Genomic DNA, 16,071 nt, shown 5'->3' with positions numbered 1-16,071 from the left:
CGTGGCGTTCTGCGCCCGGTGGTGTAGAGGCGTTGTCCGATGTCCGCGCGACTTTCCATTTATCATCCCTCGGGCCAGCTGGGCCTTGGCCCCAACCCGTTTGGGAAGGATGTGGCCAATCTTCAGCTGATCCAGGCGCTCGCCCGGCACGGCGGCTTCGAGCAGGTGGACATCCTGGCCGTGCGGCCGCCGGGCGAAGCCGACCTGCGCGCGGGCCTGCTGGGCGACTCCGGCGCCGCAACGCGCGTGGCGTCGGGCCAGCTCCTGAACACCGCTCTTCCGAAGGCTTCCGGAGCGCTGCTCCGCGGCCAGCCCTACATCAGCGAACTGGCGTGGCTTCGGCGCAAAGCGGGCGGCGACCGCGCCTACAGCCTGATCGGGCTGGCTCACACCCTGGCGCCGCCGGCGGTGCGCGAGCTGATGGCCGCCAGCCTGATCGCGCCGAACCACCCCTGGGACGCCATCGTCTGCACCTCGCCCAGCGTGCAGGACGGTCTGTCGCAGATGTTCGCAGGCCTGGGCGAGCATCTGGCGGAGCGCACCGGAGGTCGGCCGCCGCCGCAACCGGCCCTGCCGATCATCCCGCTGGGCGTGCATGGGGAGACCTTCCGCGCCCTGGCCGATCGGCCTCAGGCCCGCGCCGAGCTGCGCCAGGAACTGGGCCTCGCCGACGACGACGTGCTGGTGCTGTGGGTCGGCCGGCTGTCCTTCTTCGAGAAGGCCTTCCCGCAGCCGATGTTCAAGGCGGTGCGCAAGGCTGCGGAGGAGACCGGGGCCAAGGTGGTGTTCGCCATGGCCGGCTGGTTTCCCGACGCGGCGGACCGCGATCGATACGCCCAGGCGGCGGCCGCCTACGCCGGCGGGGTGGAGGTGCGCTTCGAGAACGGCAACGACCGCGAGCGGCTGGGCCGGCTGTGGGCGGCCTCAGACATCTTCCTGTCGCTGGTCGACAACATCCAAGAGACTTTCGGCATCACGCCGCTGGAAGCCATGGCGGCCGGACTGCCGGTGGTGGTCAGCGACTGGGACGGCTACCGCTTCACGGTGCGCGACGGCCAAGAAGGCTTCCTCGTGCCGACGCTGGGCGGCCCGGCGGCCGGCGGGCTGGGCGCGGTCCTTGCGTCGCGCCATGTGATGGAGCTGGAGACCTACCAGACCTACGTCGGCGCCGTAGCGCAGCACACGGCGGTCCACATCGGGCGGTGCGCCCAGGCCTTGGCCGAGCTGATCCGCTCGCCGGATCTGCGGCGGCGGATGGGCGCGGCTGGCCGCGAGCGGATCCGCACCGCTTTCGACTGGCCGGTGGTCGCCGGCCAGTACCGCGACCTGGTGGAGGAGCTGGGGCAAGTGCGCGCCGCCGCCGGGGATCCGCCGTCGGGGTGGGCGTCAAACCCGGTGAAGGGCGACCCGTTCGTCGACTTCGCCCACTTCGCGACCGAGGTCCTCACCATGGAGACGCGGCTTGCGCCGGTGCGGGGCGTGACGGCCGACGACGTGCGCCGCACGGACGATGTGCAGCTCGATCGCGCCTATGGGCCGTTGCGGGCGCCGGCGGCGAGCTGCGCGACCGTCCTCGACCTGCTGTCTGCCCGCGGCCCCATGACGGTTCGTGAGATCCTGCTGGCTTCTCCGCCGCCTGAGCGGCGCGCGCTGGAGCTGGCGATGGGCTGGATGGCGAAGTACGGCTTTGTCGACTGGCTGACGTAAGACTGCGCATCCGATCCGGCGCACGGACGTTTTTCCCCGACGAACCTCGCGCAAGCGAGGCGACACGCAGAGGAGAAACGATATGCGGATCGGCATGCTGGCGGGGGCTGCCCTCGCCGTCGCCGCCCTACCCGCCGTGGGTGAGGCGGCCTGCTCGAAACGGACGACAGGCACCGTGGTGGGCGCCGTGGCCGGCGGCCTGCTGGGCAATGCCGTGGCCGGACGCGGCGATCGCACCGAAGGCACCCTGCTCGGCGCCGCCGTGGGCGGCTTCGCCGGCAACCAGCTCACCAAGTGCAAGCGCTCGGCGCCGCGCAGCTACAACTCGGCCCGCAGCTACCGGCGCGCCGAGGCGACCCCGGCCTCGTACCGCCCGCGCGGCTGCCGCTATGAAACGCGGGCCTACTACGATCCCTACGGCCAGCTGGTGCATGCGCCGATGCGGGTGTGCGGGTGATGCGCATGGGGAAGGGAACGATCCTGATCGCAGCTGTTTCGGCCGCGGCCCTGGGCCTGGCGGCCTGTGAGGGCGGAAACAACAACCGGCGCCAGAACAATACCGCGGCGCTGGGAGGCGAGGGGCTCTGCAAGCCGTTCAACGGTACGGCCCAGGCGGCGGCGCCCGGCGTCGGTATCGACGGCGGCCTCGTCGTCGACGACTGCCTGCACCGCTGGGGCTACACCCTGGCCAAGTCCGAGGACGACGCCGGAGCCGTGGCCCAGGCGGTTGTCGCCGCCTGCAGCGCCCCGCTGGCGCGCTGGAACCAGCAGTCGCTCAGCAATGTGGCGGCGGTGGGCGGCGACCGGTCGATGGAGGCGCCCAGCCTGCTGACCGGCGAGCCGACCAATCCCATCGCCGAACACAACAACTTCGCCGAAGGGCGGGCGCTCTTCTACGTGGTCCAGGCGCGCGCCGGGAAATGCGATCCGCCGCGCGTCGACGACGACGATGACGACCGCAACGCCCAGGCCCCCGCGGCCCAGGCGCCTGCCTATACGCCGAACAGCCCCGACCGCTGATGCGCCACCGCAGCCTGCACCGCCTCGGGCAGGCTGCGGAGCCACGCGTCGGGGGAGAGCCGCTCGGCCACGCGGACGCGCCCCGCCTCGGCCAAGCGCGCGCCTAGGCCGGGTTCGTCGCGCAGGCGCCGCAACGCGTGGGCGGCGGCCTCGACGTCCGGCTCGGCCCAGGTCTGGCCCCGGTAGATCCGCTGGGGGTCCTCGACCGGCGTCGGCGTGAATGGCACGAGCAGGGCCGAGGCCTCGTCCTGGAAGTCGAGGTTGCCGGTGGCGGCGGTCGCGATGGTGGGGGTGCCCAACGCCATGGCCTCAGCCATGGTGAGGCCGAAGCCTTCCGCCCGGTGCAGCGAAATCAGCACGTCGGCGCCCGCGATCAAGCGCTTCACCTCGGCATAGGGCCAGGACTCGTTGACCACCCGGACCTGCGGCCCGGCGCTCGCGCGCAGCCGCGCCAGCGCCTGCGGATGCTGGGCGCCGTTCTGGGTCTTGATGACCAGTTCGCAGGCGGGGTCGTCGCCGAAGGCGCGGCGGAAAGCCGCGATCGTCCCCTCGGGGTTCTTGCGCGCCGCCGAAGAGTTGAAGTCGAACAGCGTGACCGCCTGGAACGCAGCCGTGCGCGGCGCAGGCGCGACGCCGCGATAATCCTCCGGGAACAGCGGATGCGGCACCGCGCGCACCGGCGCGCGGGCGCCGTCCAGGGCCTGGGCGACGTACTGGCTGGGCGCCCAGACCTCGTCCAGCAGACGGGCGTCGGCCAGCCAGTCGGCAGGCGCCTTGGGCAGCTCCCAGGCCCAATAGCCGAAGCGCGGTCCGGCGACGCGTGTAGGGCCCAGCGAGGCCAGGGCGCCGACCAGTTCGGGCGGGTTGAGGTGGAAGATCCAGAGGGCGGGGCTGGGGTCCTGCAAAGCCGCGCGGGCGTCCAGGCCCGGGCCGATCGCCACCGTCTCGACGGCGGCTCCCAGGGCTTCGAAGGCGCGGACCGCGAGCTTGGCCGAGGCGGCGATGCCGTGGCTCTGGCCGAAGAACCCCACGACGCGGATCGGCAGCGGTCCGGCCACCGGCGCGGGGCGGCGGCTGGCGTGGACATAGGCCCTGAGACCATGGCGCAACAGCGGGGCCGCCAGCACACGCGCCTGCGGCGGCAGGGCGGCCCGCCATAAGCTCTGGAGGCGGCCGAGGCTCATCGGCGCGTCCGCACCGTCGCCCGAGCCAGGCGCACCAGCGGATGGCGGCGGATGCGGGCCGGCAGCGCCTCGATCGGCACGCCATATTCGGCGAGGCCGCCGGCGACCAGCCAGCGCAGATAGCGGAAGCGGCCGAGCGCGGTGTCCAGCGGATAGAGCTGCTGCAGGTCCGGCCTGGCGTCCCAGATCTCGCCGAAGACGCCGATCAGCGCCCGGGCGTCAGGGAACAGGTGCGGCGCCTGCAGCCGCGCCGCCAGACGCTCGGGCCAACGGGCGCGGTGGGGCAGGCCAAAGGCGGCGAAGAGCAAGCGGCGCAGTTCCGACGGACGCCGCTCTGTCTCCGACAGTTCCGCCGCGCGGGCGAGTACGGATGGATAGGCGAGCAGCCGGTCGGTCTCATGCTCGGGCAGGGCGTCCATCTCGAACCGCCCGACGATGGCCTCGGGTCCGATCCACCAGGCGGTGAGCTCGTCCCCGCGGTAGCGTTCGGCGGGGTCGCTGGGACCGTTCAGCTTCAGCGCCGCCTCGGCGGAGGCGCGGTCGGCGCCGAGCGCCTCGGCGTTCGGCGCGAACCACCAGGCGTACTGTGCGGCGGGCTGCTCGGCCGCCACCGCAGCCATGACGCGGGTCATGTGCGGCTGGGCCGGATCGGGCGCGTCCATCCAGGCTTCGGTCGCCGGGCCCAGGCCGTCGGGAAAGGTCTCGCCGGCGCGCGCGGCGGCGAGCGCGGCGCGGCGCATGGCGGGCGTCACCCGCCGGCCGGAAGCGAACCGGTCGAAGGCGTATCCCTTGGCCTTTGCGGCCGCATGGCCGTTCGCCTTAAGCGCCAGGGCGTAGTCCGCCAAAAGCCCCGCCATCGGGGAGCCTGCCGCCACCCGGAAGCGGTTCTGGTGCTTGCTGAGCTTCAGCGGCCGCTCGGGATCGAAGCCCGAGAAGTGGAAGAAGACCAGCGGCTCGCCGTCCACGCGCCAGCCGTCGCCGGCCCTGGCCAGCACGCGGCCTTCCAGGTTCCAGTAGGCGAGATTGAGGCCCGGATGTTCGAGGACCGCAGCCCCCGGGACGAATCCGAGCGCGCGGTCCATCCACTTCTGGTCGGTGAAGACCCCCTCGTCAGGCGCGACCCGGCTGTCGAAGCGGCAGCGATCGGCCCACCAGTCCAGCAGGGCGGCGACCTGCGGGTCGCGGCGGGCCGAGAGGAAGCCCAGGTTGAAGCGCCCCGAACTGGCGAGGTCCTCGTTCGTAGGATTGCCGGGCGTGGTCAGCGGCCGCGTGACGTGTGGCGTCAGGCAGAGCGGCGCGCGCCCCAGGCCCTCGCGCACCGGGTCCATCGGGCGAAAGACGAAGATGTCGGGGTCGAGGTAGGTGACGCTGTCCACGCCGTCCCACGCCAAGAGGCTGCGGAATACGAAGGGCTTCACCGCCGTGTTGAGCTCGAGCGCCTCGTAATAGACGCTCATGTCGCGGACCGGGGCGCCCAGGTCCGCCGCCAGGATCACCTCGGCGGCGTCGGCCAATTCGGGGATCGGACCATCGGCGGCCACGACCACGCGGCGGGCGGCGGGCTCGGCCGCGGCCAAGCTCTGCATGAGCGTCGCCGCCTGGGCCGCGTAGTTCCGCGACACGATGGTGAAGATGACGTCCACGCCCTGATCCCTGTCCTGGCCTACCAGCCGGGGGTCTAGGCCGCCAGCAGTTGGTCGACTTGGCGGATGTCGACGACCTCGGAGGCGACGCCCGCCTCCAGCCGCATGACCTTGTTGCAGTACAGCTTGAGCAGGTCCACGTCGTGGGTGGCGAGGACCAGGATGCCGGCCCGCTCCACGAGGTTCAGCAGCCGCTTGTGGGCCAGCTTCTGGAAGTCGGTGTCGCCGACGGCGATCCACTCGTCCATCAGCAGCACGTCGCAATCCACGGCGGTCGCGGCCGCGAAGGCGAGGCGGGCCTGCATCCCGGCCGAATAGGTCTTCACCGGCATAGCGAGGAAGGGACCAAGGCCGGTGAACTCGGCGATCTCGTCCATGCGCGCCTCGACCTCCTTGGCCGAGAGGCCGCCGATGCGGCCGCGTAGGCGGATGTTGTCGTAGCCGGTGGCGGTGAGGTCGATTCCGAGCTGCAGGTCGAGCAGGGCGGCGATGCGGCCCTGGACCTCGATGACGCCTTCGTCCGGTTCGTAGGCGCCGGAGAGCGCGCGCAGCAGGGTGGTCTTGCCCGAGCCGTTGTGGCCGATCAGGCCCAGCCGGTCGCCGGCTTTCAGGCTCAGGTTCAGGTCCTGCAGGGCGGTGACGTCGGTGGCTCCGAAGTGACGGCCCAGCTTGCCGCCCACGGCCACGCGCGCCAGCGACTTCTTCAGCGACTTGGCGTCGACGCCGTAGACGGGGAAGCGGATCGTCAGCCCCGTGCAGGTGATGGAAACGGGCGGCTGGCTCATAGGTAGTGGACGATCCGGCGGCGGGTGCGCGCGAACAGCGCGAAGGTGAACAGCCAGCCGCCCACGGCCATGGCGACGAGCACGACGTAGCTCTGGGGCGCGACGGCCTGGCCCAGCAGCGGCGCGCGGACCGCATCCAGCATGTGGAAGAACGGGTTGGCGTGCAGGATGGCCATGTGCTCGCCCGAGAACCGGTCGGGGCGCCAGAACACCGGCGTCATGAAGATGGCGAACTGCATCACCGAAACGACGATCTGGGGAATGTCGCGAAAGCGCGCCGAGGCGATGCCCGCGACCATGCTGATCCAGCTGGCGTTGACCACCATCAGCACGAGGCCTGCGAGCGCCGGGAGCAGATTGGCCTTGCCCCAGTAGCCGTAGAACGCGAGCACGCCGATCACGATCACCAGGTGGTGCGCCAGGCTGATCAGGTTCCGCAGCACCGTGCGCCAGACGAAGGTGAACATCGGCAGGCTGGTCTGCGACAGCATGCCCTTGGCCTGGACGAAGGTTTCGCAGCCCTCGTTGATGATGCCGGTCATCACGCCGAAGAAGACGATGCCCAAGGCGACGAACGGCAGGAACTCGTTCAGTGGGATGCTGAACAGGTTCGAGTAGAGGAAGCCGATGCCCAGGACCATCAGGCCCATGGACAGCGTGATCCAGAACGGCCCCAGCACCGAGCCGCGGTAGCGCGACACGATGTCGTGCCAGGCAAGCGACCACGCCAGTCCCAGGCGGTGGCCCGAGCCCTTGAGGTCGCGAAACGCCATCTGAAGCTGGAACAGCCCGCCGCGCTGGCCGGTCCGCAGCATGTGGGTGGCCGAGTCCATCAGCTCTCCCGAAAGAAGGCGCCGGAGGTATCAGGCGCGCCAGGGCGGTGCAATGGCCCGCGCCTTTGCCACGCCCCCGAGTTCCATGTTAGCCGGGCGGCCGAGGGGCCGAAGCTTACCATGACCTCGATCGACAAGATCGCCCGAGACCCGAATCCGCTGCCCCTGGACGCGCTCGCCCTGGGCGGGCGCCTGCGCCTGGAGGACGCGGGCGTGTGGCTGGTCGTGCCCTGCTACAAGGTCAAGGCGCATATCCTGAACGTCATCCGCAAGACGCCGGCCTGGGTGGAGGGGATCGTCTGCGTCGACGACGCCTGCCCGGACGGTTCGGGTGACTTCATCGAGGCCGAGAACACCGACCCGCGCGTCGTGGTGATCCGCCTGCCCGAGAACCAGGGCGTCGGCGGCGCCACCATGGCGGGCTACCGCGAGGCTGCGGCGCGGGGTGGTCGGGTGCTCGTGAAGGTGGACGGCGACGACCAGATGGACCTGGAACAGGCCGCCCAGCTGGTGGCGCCGATCCTGCTGGGCGAAGCCGACTACGCCAAGGGCAACCGCTTCACCTCGATCAGCCATCTGCAGACCATGCCGACGATCCGGGTGTTCGGGAACGCGGTGCTGAGCTTCGCGGCGAAGCTGTCGACCGGCTACTGGAACATCTTCGACCCGACCAACGGCTACACCGCCATCGAGGCCAATGTGGCGAAGCTGGTGATGGAGAAGCGGGTCTCGCGCCGGTTCTTCTTCGAGACGGACCTGCTCTACCACCTGGGGACGCTGCGGGCGGTGGTCCGCGACGTGCCGATGCCGGCCCGCTACGCCGACGAGGTCAGCAATATCCGCATCAGCCGGATCATCGGGCCGTTCGCCCTGAAGCACCTGCGCAACTTCGTGCAGCGGGTGCTGGGCCAATACTTCGTGCGCGACTTCAACGCCGCCAGCCTCGAGATGGTGTTCGGCGCGTTCTCGGCGCTGTTCGGGGTGGGCTACGCGCTGAGCTACCTGGCGAACCGAGAGCCCGGCCAGGCCGCGTCGGCCGGCGTGGTCATGATGGCCGCCCTGCCGATCATCCTGGGCGCGCAGCTGCTGCTGCAGGCGATGAACTTCGACGTGCTGAACGTGCCCAGCCGTCCGATCCATCCCTACCTACGCACGGTGGAGCGCCTGCAGGCGCGGAAGGGTGGCGCGTGACGCCTCGTGACATGATGCTCTGCGCCGGCTTCTCACTGGCGCTGCCTGTCGGACAGGCGATGTTCAAATGGGCTGCGGTCTACCAGTCGCGCCAGACGGGACCGCTGCTCCAGAAGCTGGTCACCAACTGGCCGCTGATCACGGCGCTGGCCTGGTACGGCCTGACGGCGATGTTCTGGTTCTACATCCTGACGCGGGTGCCGCTGTCGAAGGCCTATCCCTTCGCCTTGGCCGGGACGGGCCTGATCCCGCTGGTCGCCTGGCTGCTGTTCAAGGAGCCGCTCGGCTGGCGGATGGCGGCGGGATACGTGCTGATGCTGGCCGGCCTGGCGGTGATCCAGAGCCAGAACGCCTGATATTCCGACACCTGAGATTTTCCGGGGGGAAACATCGATGACAGCCCAGCGCAGCCTGCTTCGCCTGGCGCCGGCGCTTCTCTGGCTCGCCGTCCTGACGGTCGGTTATGGCCTGATCCTCTTCCTGAACCATCCCGGCCACATGTCGGTGGACTCGGTCATTTCGCTGGTCGAGGGCCGAACCGGCGTGCGGCTGGTGTTCGGGCCGCCGATGTTCTCCTCCATCCTGGGCTTCTTCGACCGGATCACGCCGGGCTCACCGTTCGCCTACGTCTGCGGCGCGGCCCTGCTGCTGGTGCTGTCCTGGGCCGCGATGCCGTCGTTGCGCGGCCGCGTAGCGTGGATCGCGCCGTTCGTGCTGGCGGGCGCGATGCTCGCGCCCCAGGTGCTGATCTATCAGGCGATCGCCTGGAAGGACGTGCTGTTCGCCAACTTCGCCATCGCCGGATTCGTGACCCTGGCGCACGCGGTCAAGCGTTGGGATGGCCGCGGGCGGCTGCCGCTGCTCGGACTGGCTTTCCTGCTGCTGGCGGTGGCTTGCCTGCTGCGCCAGAACGGCGCCCTGGTCTGCGTGTTCTCGGCGGCGACGCTGGCATGGGCCGCCTGGAGCTCGGGTTGGCGCAAGGCCTTGGCCTGGGCGGCGGCGGGCTTCGCCATCCCCCTCGTGCTCTCGATCGCCCTGAACGCCGTCACCCCGGTGAAGGACCCGCCAGGGGAGACCCGCAACGTGGGGCTCCGGCTGCTGCAAGGCTACGATCTGGCTGGGGCCATCGCCGAGAACCCGAACCGGCCGCTGCAGGCGCTCGAGGCCGATAATCCCCAGGCCGCCGCCGACCTCCGGGTCGAGGCGCCGAAGTACTATTCGCCCGTGCGCATCGACGCCCTCCTAGGGTCGAAGACGCTGGGCCGGGCCTTGGTCAGTTACGACACGCCGACCATCGGCAAACAGTGGGCGCAGACGCTGGCCGAGGATCCGGTGGGCTATGCGCGCCGCCGGCTGGAGGTGTTCCGCTGGGTGTTCCTGACGCCCGACATCGACAAGTGCCTGCCGATCCACCTGGGCGTCGACGGCCCGCCCAAGCACATGCGGCAGCTGGGCATCCGCTCCCGGCAGGGCGAGGTGGATGACACCCGCCTGTGGAACTACACGACCTGGTGGATGGACACGCCCGGCCTGTCGCACCCCGCCTATGCGGCGCTGGCCCTGGCGGTGACCGGCTTCCTGCTGCTGCGGCGCGAACGGGCCGATATCGCCATGGCCGGGCTGATGCTGACGGCGCTGAGCTTCGCGGCGAGCTTCTACGTGATCTCGCTCGCGTGCGACTACCGTTACCTCTACTTCCTGGACCTGGCGGCGCTCACGGGGCTGGCCTACGTGGCGCTCGATCCGCGGATCAGGCGCCGAACCGCGTAAGCCAGGCTTCGGCGACCTCCAGGCGCGGGCCGCGCGCCTCGATGAACCGGTAGAGCGAGAGCTGGCGGCCGACGCCGAAGCTCCTCACCCGCACGTCCTCGAATAGCGCCCGCGTGAGCGCCTCAATCTCTGCGGCGTCGTTGACGTGCTCGTGGGCCATCAGCAGGCCGTAGTCGAGGCCGTGCCGCAGCCGGAACTCAAGGCCCGTGGTCAACGACCAGCCCAGCTTCCAGAGCAGACCGCCCTCGCTGGGGATCGCCGCGCGGAAGGCGCCGCCTGGAGCGAGCAGGCGAGCGGATCGCGCCAGGGCGACCGGCAAGTCGCAGATGTGCTCGAGGCAGGCGACGCTGGTGATCCGGTCGTACTGCGCACCCACCGGAACCTCGGCTACGTCGGCATAGACCGCCCGCACCCGCGCCAGGCGCGGCGAGTCCTGGTAGAGCTCGGCGAACGGCTCGACGATGTCGTAGGCGCCGCCCTCGGGCTCGAACGGCAGCTGGTTCAGGTTGCCGGCGCCAAGTTCGAGCGTGGCCTTGGCGGGCGAGGCGTCGGCGGCCACCTGGCGGTGCATCCAGGCTTCCAGGCGCTGGGCCAACGAGGCGGCGGTCGTCTCCCCGGCGCGGTTCTCGGCGTACTGGCGGGCGTAGATCTCCTGGATCTCACGCGGCAGCGGGGGACGGGTCTTCGGGAACCGGGCGAGGCGGACTTCGAGTTCGGATGTCGTGGCTTTCACGACGCATCCTCGCCGAGCACGGCGTCCAGCTGCGCCTCGACGGCGACCAGCAGGTCGCGGTGGTGGTCCAGGCGCTGGATCGTGGAGCGCCAGCCCTCCTCCAGCACCTCCCGGTCGCGGACCAGGGTCTCTTCCAGCACGGCGACCTTGGCGCGGGCCTCCAGCAGCTCGGCGCGGGCGATGTCCAGGTCGCGCGCGGCGGGGGAGATCAGCGGCCCCACCTCGGCGGAGCGGCGCTCCAGCACTGCGGCGGCCGCTTCCAGCGGCTCGCGCGACGGCGCTTCGTCCCGGGCCGCGGCCTCGAACCAGGCCAGGACCCGAGCGGCGATCTCGCCGGGCCAGCCGAGAGCCGCCAGATCGCCCGCGGCGGCGTTGTGGCGAAGGTCCGGCGCCAGCGCCTTGTCGATCCGGCGGGCGGCGCGCTCGTCGAGCGCCGGCAGCGGCGCGTCGTGGGCCGCCTCGATTCGGTTCACTTGGGCCCGCCAGTCCGAGAGCAGGGCGTCGTAACCGACGAAGGCCCGCGGCAGGTCCCGCGTGTAGGCCTCTGCGGCCAGCATGTAGGCCGTCCAGACCAGCACCGACTTCTGCTCGACGAACCCGTCGCGTCGACGCAGCGAACCCGCGACGGCCAGCGGGTGGCGCACGGGAATCACGCAGCGGGCGCCGAGGTCGAGGTCGGCGAGGACCGTCCGCCACAGCGGCAGCAGCACCGAGACCCGCGGGTCCTTCAGCAGCGGGAAACGGGCGTCGCCGTATTCCGCCTCGACCAGTTCCATCGCGCGATTCGCCCAGGCGCGGTCGTCCTTGCGGGACAATGGCCGGAAGGGGAAGGCGAAGACGTCGTCCCAGGCCGAGCCCGCCGCCCGAAGCCGCTCGTCGTTGAGGAGCGCGATCTTCCAGGGCTCGAAGTAGCCCTGAGCGTTGTGCTCGTCCCCCGGCATGACGTTCTCGGGCAGCTCGGCGCCCGCCAGCGAGAGGAGCTGCGTCACCGCGGAGGTGCCGGAGCGGTGCATGCCGAGCACCAGATAGGCTGTGCGGGGAGCTGTGGTCGTCATCCTCGGGTCCGGCGCGGGCCTTGATGGCGCATGCGTGTAGGGGGCGGCGCATTCCGCCGCAAGCCCGGGCGGCCTGTTGATCCCCTAGACCTTCTGTTGCACAGAAGCCCCCGTCACAGTGAAGGAATTTGCGCCGCATGGCCGCGACGGCCGCAGCCGACGAAGTCCACCGGGTCGTCTCGGTCGCGCTGGATGCGGCGTTCTATCGGGCCGCCTATCCAGACGTGGCTGCAGGCGGCGCCGATCCCTTGCGCCACTACCTCGAGAGCGGCTGGCGCGAGGGGCGCGATCCCGCGCCGTGGTTCTCCTCGCAGGCTTATCTGGAAGACAATCCGGACGTCCGCCGCACCAAGGTCGAGCCGTTTTTCCATTACCTGGCGCACGGGCGCCGAGAAGGCCGGCCGGTGCGGCCTTCGGCCAAAGGCGAGCGGTACCTGCTGAGCGCTGCCGGCCGTGGCGGCTGGCGCTTCGAGGCCGCCGAACCCAGTCTGGCGGCGCCGGAGCCGCAGCGCCTGGGGCCCTCGCCCGAACAGCTGGCCGACGAGCGGGCGCTGATCGCGCCCGAATTCGAGGTCGAATTCTACCTGCAGGCCAACATCGACGTGGCCGAGGCGGGGCAGGATCCGCTGGAGCACTTCCTGATCACCGGCTGGCTGGAGGGGCGCGACCCCAACCCGCGCTTCTCCGTCCGCGACTATCTCGAGACGTATCCCGACATCGCAGCGGCCGGCGTGAACCCGTTCGTCCACTACCTGCGGGCGGGCCGCGCGGAAGGGCGCCAGCCCCGCAGCGAACTGGGCTTCCGCTACCAGCTTCTGTCGGACCTGCGGCCGGTGGCGGTCCGGACGGCCGAGATCGCCGCGCGGGCCGCGGCCCGCAAGGTCGATCCGCTGGCCCGGCTGTCCCAGGCGCTGGCGGCCTCGCGCTCGGGCCTGCGCGACCTGCATGTCACGTTCAGCCACGACGACTATTCGGCGAACCTGGGCGGCGTGCAGCTGTGTCTCCAGCGCGAGGACGCTCGGGTGGCGGCCCTTGGACGCGATCACCTGCATCTCTATCCCGCCGACCCCTGGCCGGTCGTCCGTGAAGCCGGGGAGCCCGGGCTGCTGGGCGTGCTCTGGAATGGCGAACCGATCGGCTTCTTCAAGCCGAAGACGGTCGCGACGGCCCTGAAGACCGCGGCGGGAGCGACCACGCCCGGCCAGCGCACCTTTGCGATCCACAGTCTGCTTGGCCATTCGCCGGAGGAGACCGCCGAGATCCTCGGCGCCGTCGGGCTGACCTCGGGCTGGTTCTGGCTGCACGACTTTGCGAGCCTGTGCGCCGGCTATCACCTGCTGCGCAACGACGTGCAGGACTGCGCCGCGCCGCCGCCGGGCAGCCCCGCCTGCAGCGTCTGCTCCTATTTCAGCCATCGCCAGCGCCACATCGCCGCCCACCGGCGGCTGTTCGAGCGGCTGGACCTCACCGTCGTCGCCCCGTCACAGCCGACGCTGGACCTGTGGCTGGCGAGCGGCCTGCATCCGGGCGCCCGCACGGTGGTCCTGCCGCACGCCCGGCTCGAGGACCGCGGCCCAGCGCCTTTCGCCCAAGGCCGGCCGCTGCGCGTCGCCTACGCGGGCGTGCCGTCGGCGCACAAAGGCTGGGAAGTCTTCCGGGATCTCGTGCTGCGGTGCGAAGGCGATGGCCGTTACACCTTCCTGCATCTCGGCAGCCGCACCGTTCCCGGCCTTCCCCTGGCGTTCCACCCGGTCGTGGTCACCGAGGACCAGCCGCGGATGATGCAGCAGACGCTGGAGGCGGTGGAGGCAGACGTCGTGCTGATCTGGCCGCTGTGCCGAGAGACGTTCTCGTTCATCGCCTACGAGGCCGTCGCGGCCGGCTGCGCGGTGGTCACCGGCCCCGACAGCGGGAACGTCCAGGCTTTTGTGCGTGAAGGCGGCCACGGCTGGGTGCTGCCCGACGAAGCGGCCCTGACACAGGCGTTCGAGGACGGCGCGATCGGGAAGCTCGGCCGCGCGAGCCGTAAGCCCCGACTGTACGATCTCGAGTTCAGCAACCTGACGGTCGACCTGTTTGAGGGCGCGAGGCGCCCATGAGCCTTCGCCTGCCGCCGATCCTCCGCCGCGTGGTGACCCGCGCGGCCGGCTTCTTCCATCCCGATCGCCGGCTGGTGGCGGCCGAGTTCGATCGTCGCCACTACCTGGGCCTGAGCCCCGACGTGGCCGCCGCGGGCGCCGATCCGCTGCACCACTTCCTAACCCACGGCTGGCGGGAAGGCCGCGACCCGAACCCGAACTTCTCGGTCAGGGCCTACCTCAACGAGAATCCCGAGGTGGAGAAGGCGGGGATCAATCCCTTCGTCCATTACCTGCGCCATGGCCGGCGCGAGGGGCGGACGCCGGGGCACGACCTGGGGTTCCGGTATGACATCATCGCCCGCCAGCAGCCGGTCACCGACCAGCTGAAGGAGTCGGTCAAGGCGACGCGGGCGAAGCCGCTCGCCGGGCCGGAGCGCCTCGCCGCCGGCCTTGCGCGGGGGCGGGCGGGCCTTGCCAGCCTGCACGTCACTTTCAGCCAGGACGACTATCGCGCGAACGTCGGCGGCGTGCAGCTGTGCCTGCAGATCGAGGCGGCGCGCGTCGCCGAACAGGGCCGCGACCACCTGCACCTGTTCCCGGCCGCGCACTGGCCGATGATGAGGGCGTCGAGCGACGCCGGTGGCGAGGAGGGACGTCTGGGCGTGCTGCTGAATGGCCAGGACCTCGGCGTCCACCGGTCCGGCGACGTGGCGCGCGCGCTGGCCGAGGCCGCGGGCGCCGACGGCCGTCATCGCACCTTCGCCATCCACAGCCTGTTGGGACATGCGGCGGACGAGACCCTGACGATCCTCGAGGCGCTCGGCCTCCGGACGGGCTTCCTCTGGCTGCACGACTATTCGAGCCTCTGCGCGGGCTACAATCTGCTGCGCAACGGCGTCGAGGACTGCGCCGCGCCGCCGCCCGACAGCGCCGCCTGTGGGATCTGCGCGTACGGCCCCTGGCGCGGCCGACACCTGGTCGCGCACGAGGCGCTGTTCCGCCGCCTGGAGCTGACCGTGGTGAGCCCGGCCGCCGTTACGCTCGACTTCTGGCGCGGCGGCTGGGATTTCCCGGCCGCCGGCCACGTGGTCCACCCGCACGCCCGCATGGTGGCGCGCGCGCCGGCCCCGGTTCCTGCAGCCGACCGGCCGCTGCGCGTCGCCTTCCTCGGCTATCCCGTGCCGCACAAAGGCTGGCCCCTGTTCAAGCGGCTCGCGGAGACCTACGCCGACGATCCGCGCTATGCCTTCTTCCACCTGGGGGCCCAGCAGGACACCGGGGCGCCAGCCGAGTTCCATGAGGTCCGCGTGGCGGCGGGCGGACCGAACGCCATGCAGGAGACGTTGGAACGGCTGGAGATCGACGTCGTGTTGCTGTGGCCGCTGTGGCGCGAGACCTTCTCGTTCGCGGTCCATGAGGCGCTGGCGGCGGGCTGCGCGGTGATCACCGGGCCGGACAGCGGCAATGTCGCCGCGGTCGTCGCCTCGAGCGGCCAAGGCCTCGTACTGCCGGACGACACGTCGGTCGAGGCGGCGTTCGAATCGGGCGAAACGGCTAAGCTTTCTCGCGCCGCACGCCGGCCGATGCTCTACGATCTCACCCTCAGCGGCATGACCGCCGACCTGCTCCCTGCGAGAGCCGAGGCATGAAAGTCCAAGTCTATTCCAGCTTCACGTTCTCGTACCTCAACCGCGCCCGGGTGCTGTTCAAGACGCTGCGCCGGTTCCATCCGGAGTGGGAGCTGGTGGCGCTGATCACCGACGAGCCGCCGCCGGAGCTGGCCTTCGACCCTGCGGCCGAGCCGTTCGACCGCGTCGTGTGGGCGAAGGACCTTGGCATTCCCAACTTCAAGAGCTGGCTCTTCAAGCACGACGTCGTCGAGGTCTGCACCGCGGTGAAAGGCCCCTACATCCACCAGGTCTGCGCCGCCGGCGAAGCCGACGTGGTGATCTACCTGGACCCGGACACGGCGCTGCTGGGCGGGCTCGACCCGTTGATCGACCACCTGCAGTCGGACGACATCGTGCTGACGCCGCACCTGATCGATCCCAACGACGACGTGCAGGCGA

At 70.8% G+C, this 16,071-nt stretch carries 14 protein-coding genes and 1 pseudogene; 9 read left to right on the top strand and 6 right to left on the bottom strand.

Annotation, left to right across the window (positions count from 1 at the left end; genetic code table 11):
- The first annotated feature begins 111 nt into the window (after positions 1-111).
- From RIF93_RS11805 to RIF93_RS11795, 3 genes are all read left to right on the top strand, one after another.
- Positions 112-1,707: a glycosyltransferase family 4 protein gene (locus RIF93_RS11805; RefSeq protein WP_309091547.1), complete on the top strand. Its 1,596-nt coding sequence runs from the start codon at positions 112-114 to the stop codon at positions 1,705-1,707.
- 82 nt (positions 1,708-1,789) lie between these two features.
- Positions 1,790-2,164, top strand: coding sequence for a glycine zipper 2TM domain-containing protein (locus RIF93_RS11800; protein WP_309091546.1), 375 nt, complete (start codon positions 1,790-1,792; stop codon positions 2,162-2,164).
- Between the two features lie 5 nt (positions 2,165-2,169).
- Positions 2,170-2,727, top strand: a complete 558-nt coding sequence (locus tag RIF93_RS11795; RefSeq protein ID WP_309091544.1) for a hypothetical protein — start codon at positions 2,170-2,172, stop codon at positions 2,725-2,727.
- Here RIF93_RS11795 and RIF93_RS11790 read toward each other — a convergent pair.
- The 4 genes from RIF93_RS11790 to RIF93_RS11775 are packed head-to-tail and all read right to left on the bottom strand — an operon-like array spanning position 2,700 to position 7,172.
- A complete protein-coding gene (locus RIF93_RS11790; RefSeq protein WP_309091542.1) occupies positions 2,700-3,911 on the bottom strand; it encodes a glycosyltransferase family 4 protein in 1,212 nt (403 codons plus the stop codon). The two genes, RIF93_RS11795 and RIF93_RS11790, sit on opposite strands and share 28 nt — an antisense overlap.
- The gene (locus RIF93_RS11785) at positions 3,908-5,554 is read right to left on the bottom strand and encodes a hypothetical protein (RefSeq protein WP_309091541.1); all 1,647 of its coding nucleotides are present in this window, start codon (positions 5,552-5,554) and stop codon (positions 3,908-3,910) included. The genes RIF93_RS11790 and RIF93_RS11785 overlap by 4 nt, the downstream gene beginning before the upstream one ends.
- Before the next feature lie 35 nt (positions 5,555-5,589).
- A complete protein-coding gene (locus RIF93_RS11780; RefSeq protein ID WP_309091539.1) occupies positions 5,590-6,339 on the bottom strand; it encodes an ATP-binding cassette domain-containing protein in 750 nt (249 codons plus the stop codon).
- A complete protein-coding gene (locus tag RIF93_RS11775) occupies positions 6,336-7,172 on the bottom strand; it encodes an ABC transporter permease (RefSeq protein WP_309091537.1) in 837 nt (278 codons plus the stop codon). Before RIF93_RS11775 ends, RIF93_RS11780 begins: the two co-directional genes overlap by 4 nt.
- 120 nt (positions 7,173-7,292) lie before the next feature.
- On the opposite strand from RIF93_RS11775, the gene RIF93_RS11770 reads away from it, so the two are divergent.
- From RIF93_RS11770 to RIF93_RS11760, 3 genes are read left to right on the top strand one after another with little or no spacing between them, the layout of a single operon-like run.
- Positions 7,293-8,363 (top strand): glycosyltransferase family 2 protein, encoded by a 1,071-nt coding sequence (locus RIF93_RS11770; protein WP_309091535.1) that lies wholly within the window; start codon positions 7,293-7,295, stop codon positions 8,361-8,363.
- A complete protein-coding gene (locus RIF93_RS11765; protein WP_309091533.1) occupies positions 8,360-8,719 on the top strand; it encodes an EamA family transporter in 360 nt (119 codons plus the stop codon). Before RIF93_RS11770 ends, RIF93_RS11765 begins: the two co-directional genes overlap by 4 nt.
- A 37-nt stretch (positions 8,720-8,756) precedes the next feature.
- Positions 8,757-10,133 carry a hypothetical protein gene (locus RIF93_RS11760; protein ID WP_309091531.1) on the top strand — a complete coding sequence of 459 codons (1,377 nt, stop codon included), beginning with the start codon at positions 8,757-8,759 and terminating at the stop codon, positions 10,131-10,133.
- Here the strand turns inward: RIF93_RS11760 and RIF93_RS11755 are convergent.
- Both RIF93_RS11755 and RIF93_RS11750 read right to left on the bottom strand, forming a co-directional pair.
- Positions 10,114-10,866 carry a methyltransferase domain-containing protein gene (locus tag RIF93_RS11755; RefSeq protein WP_309091529.1) on the bottom strand — a complete coding sequence of 251 codons (753 nt, stop codon included), beginning with the start codon at positions 10,864-10,866 and terminating at the stop codon, positions 10,114-10,116. The genes RIF93_RS11760 and RIF93_RS11755 overlap by 20 nt on opposite strands.
- Positions 10,863-11,921 (bottom strand): hypothetical protein, encoded by a 1,059-nt coding sequence (locus RIF93_RS11750; protein WP_309091528.1) that lies wholly within the window; start codon positions 11,919-11,921, stop codon positions 10,863-10,865. The genes RIF93_RS11755 and RIF93_RS11750 overlap by 4 nt, the downstream gene beginning before the upstream one ends.
- Before the next feature lie 137 nt (positions 11,922-12,058).
- Between RIF93_RS11750 and RIF93_RS11745 the strand changes: the two genes are divergently transcribed.
- From RIF93_RS11745 to RIF93_RS11735, 3 genes and pseudogenes are all read left to right on the top strand, one after another.
- On the top strand, positions 12,059-14,020 hold the full coding sequence (locus tag RIF93_RS11745; protein ID WP_309091526.1) for a hypothetical protein: 1,962 nt from the start codon (positions 12,059-12,061) through the stop codon (positions 14,018-14,020).
- A complete protein-coding gene (locus tag RIF93_RS11740; protein WP_309091524.1) occupies positions 14,017-15,651 on the top strand; it encodes a hypothetical protein in 1,635 nt (544 codons plus the stop codon). Before RIF93_RS11745 ends, RIF93_RS11740 begins: the two co-directional genes overlap by 4 nt.
- Positions 15,648-16,071 (top strand): annotated as a pseudogene (locus RIF93_RS11735) (hypothetical protein); the annotation flags it as partial. The gene RIF93_RS11740 and the pseudogene RIF93_RS11735, both read left to right, overlap by 4 nt.

Source organism: Phenylobacterium sp. (assembly GCF_031181185.1).
In the GTDB taxonomy this organism is placed as follows: Bacteria; Pseudomonadota; Alphaproteobacteria; order Caulobacterales; family Caulobacteraceae; genus Phenylobacterium.
This window is presented reverse-complemented; position numbering and strand designations above follow the sequence as displayed.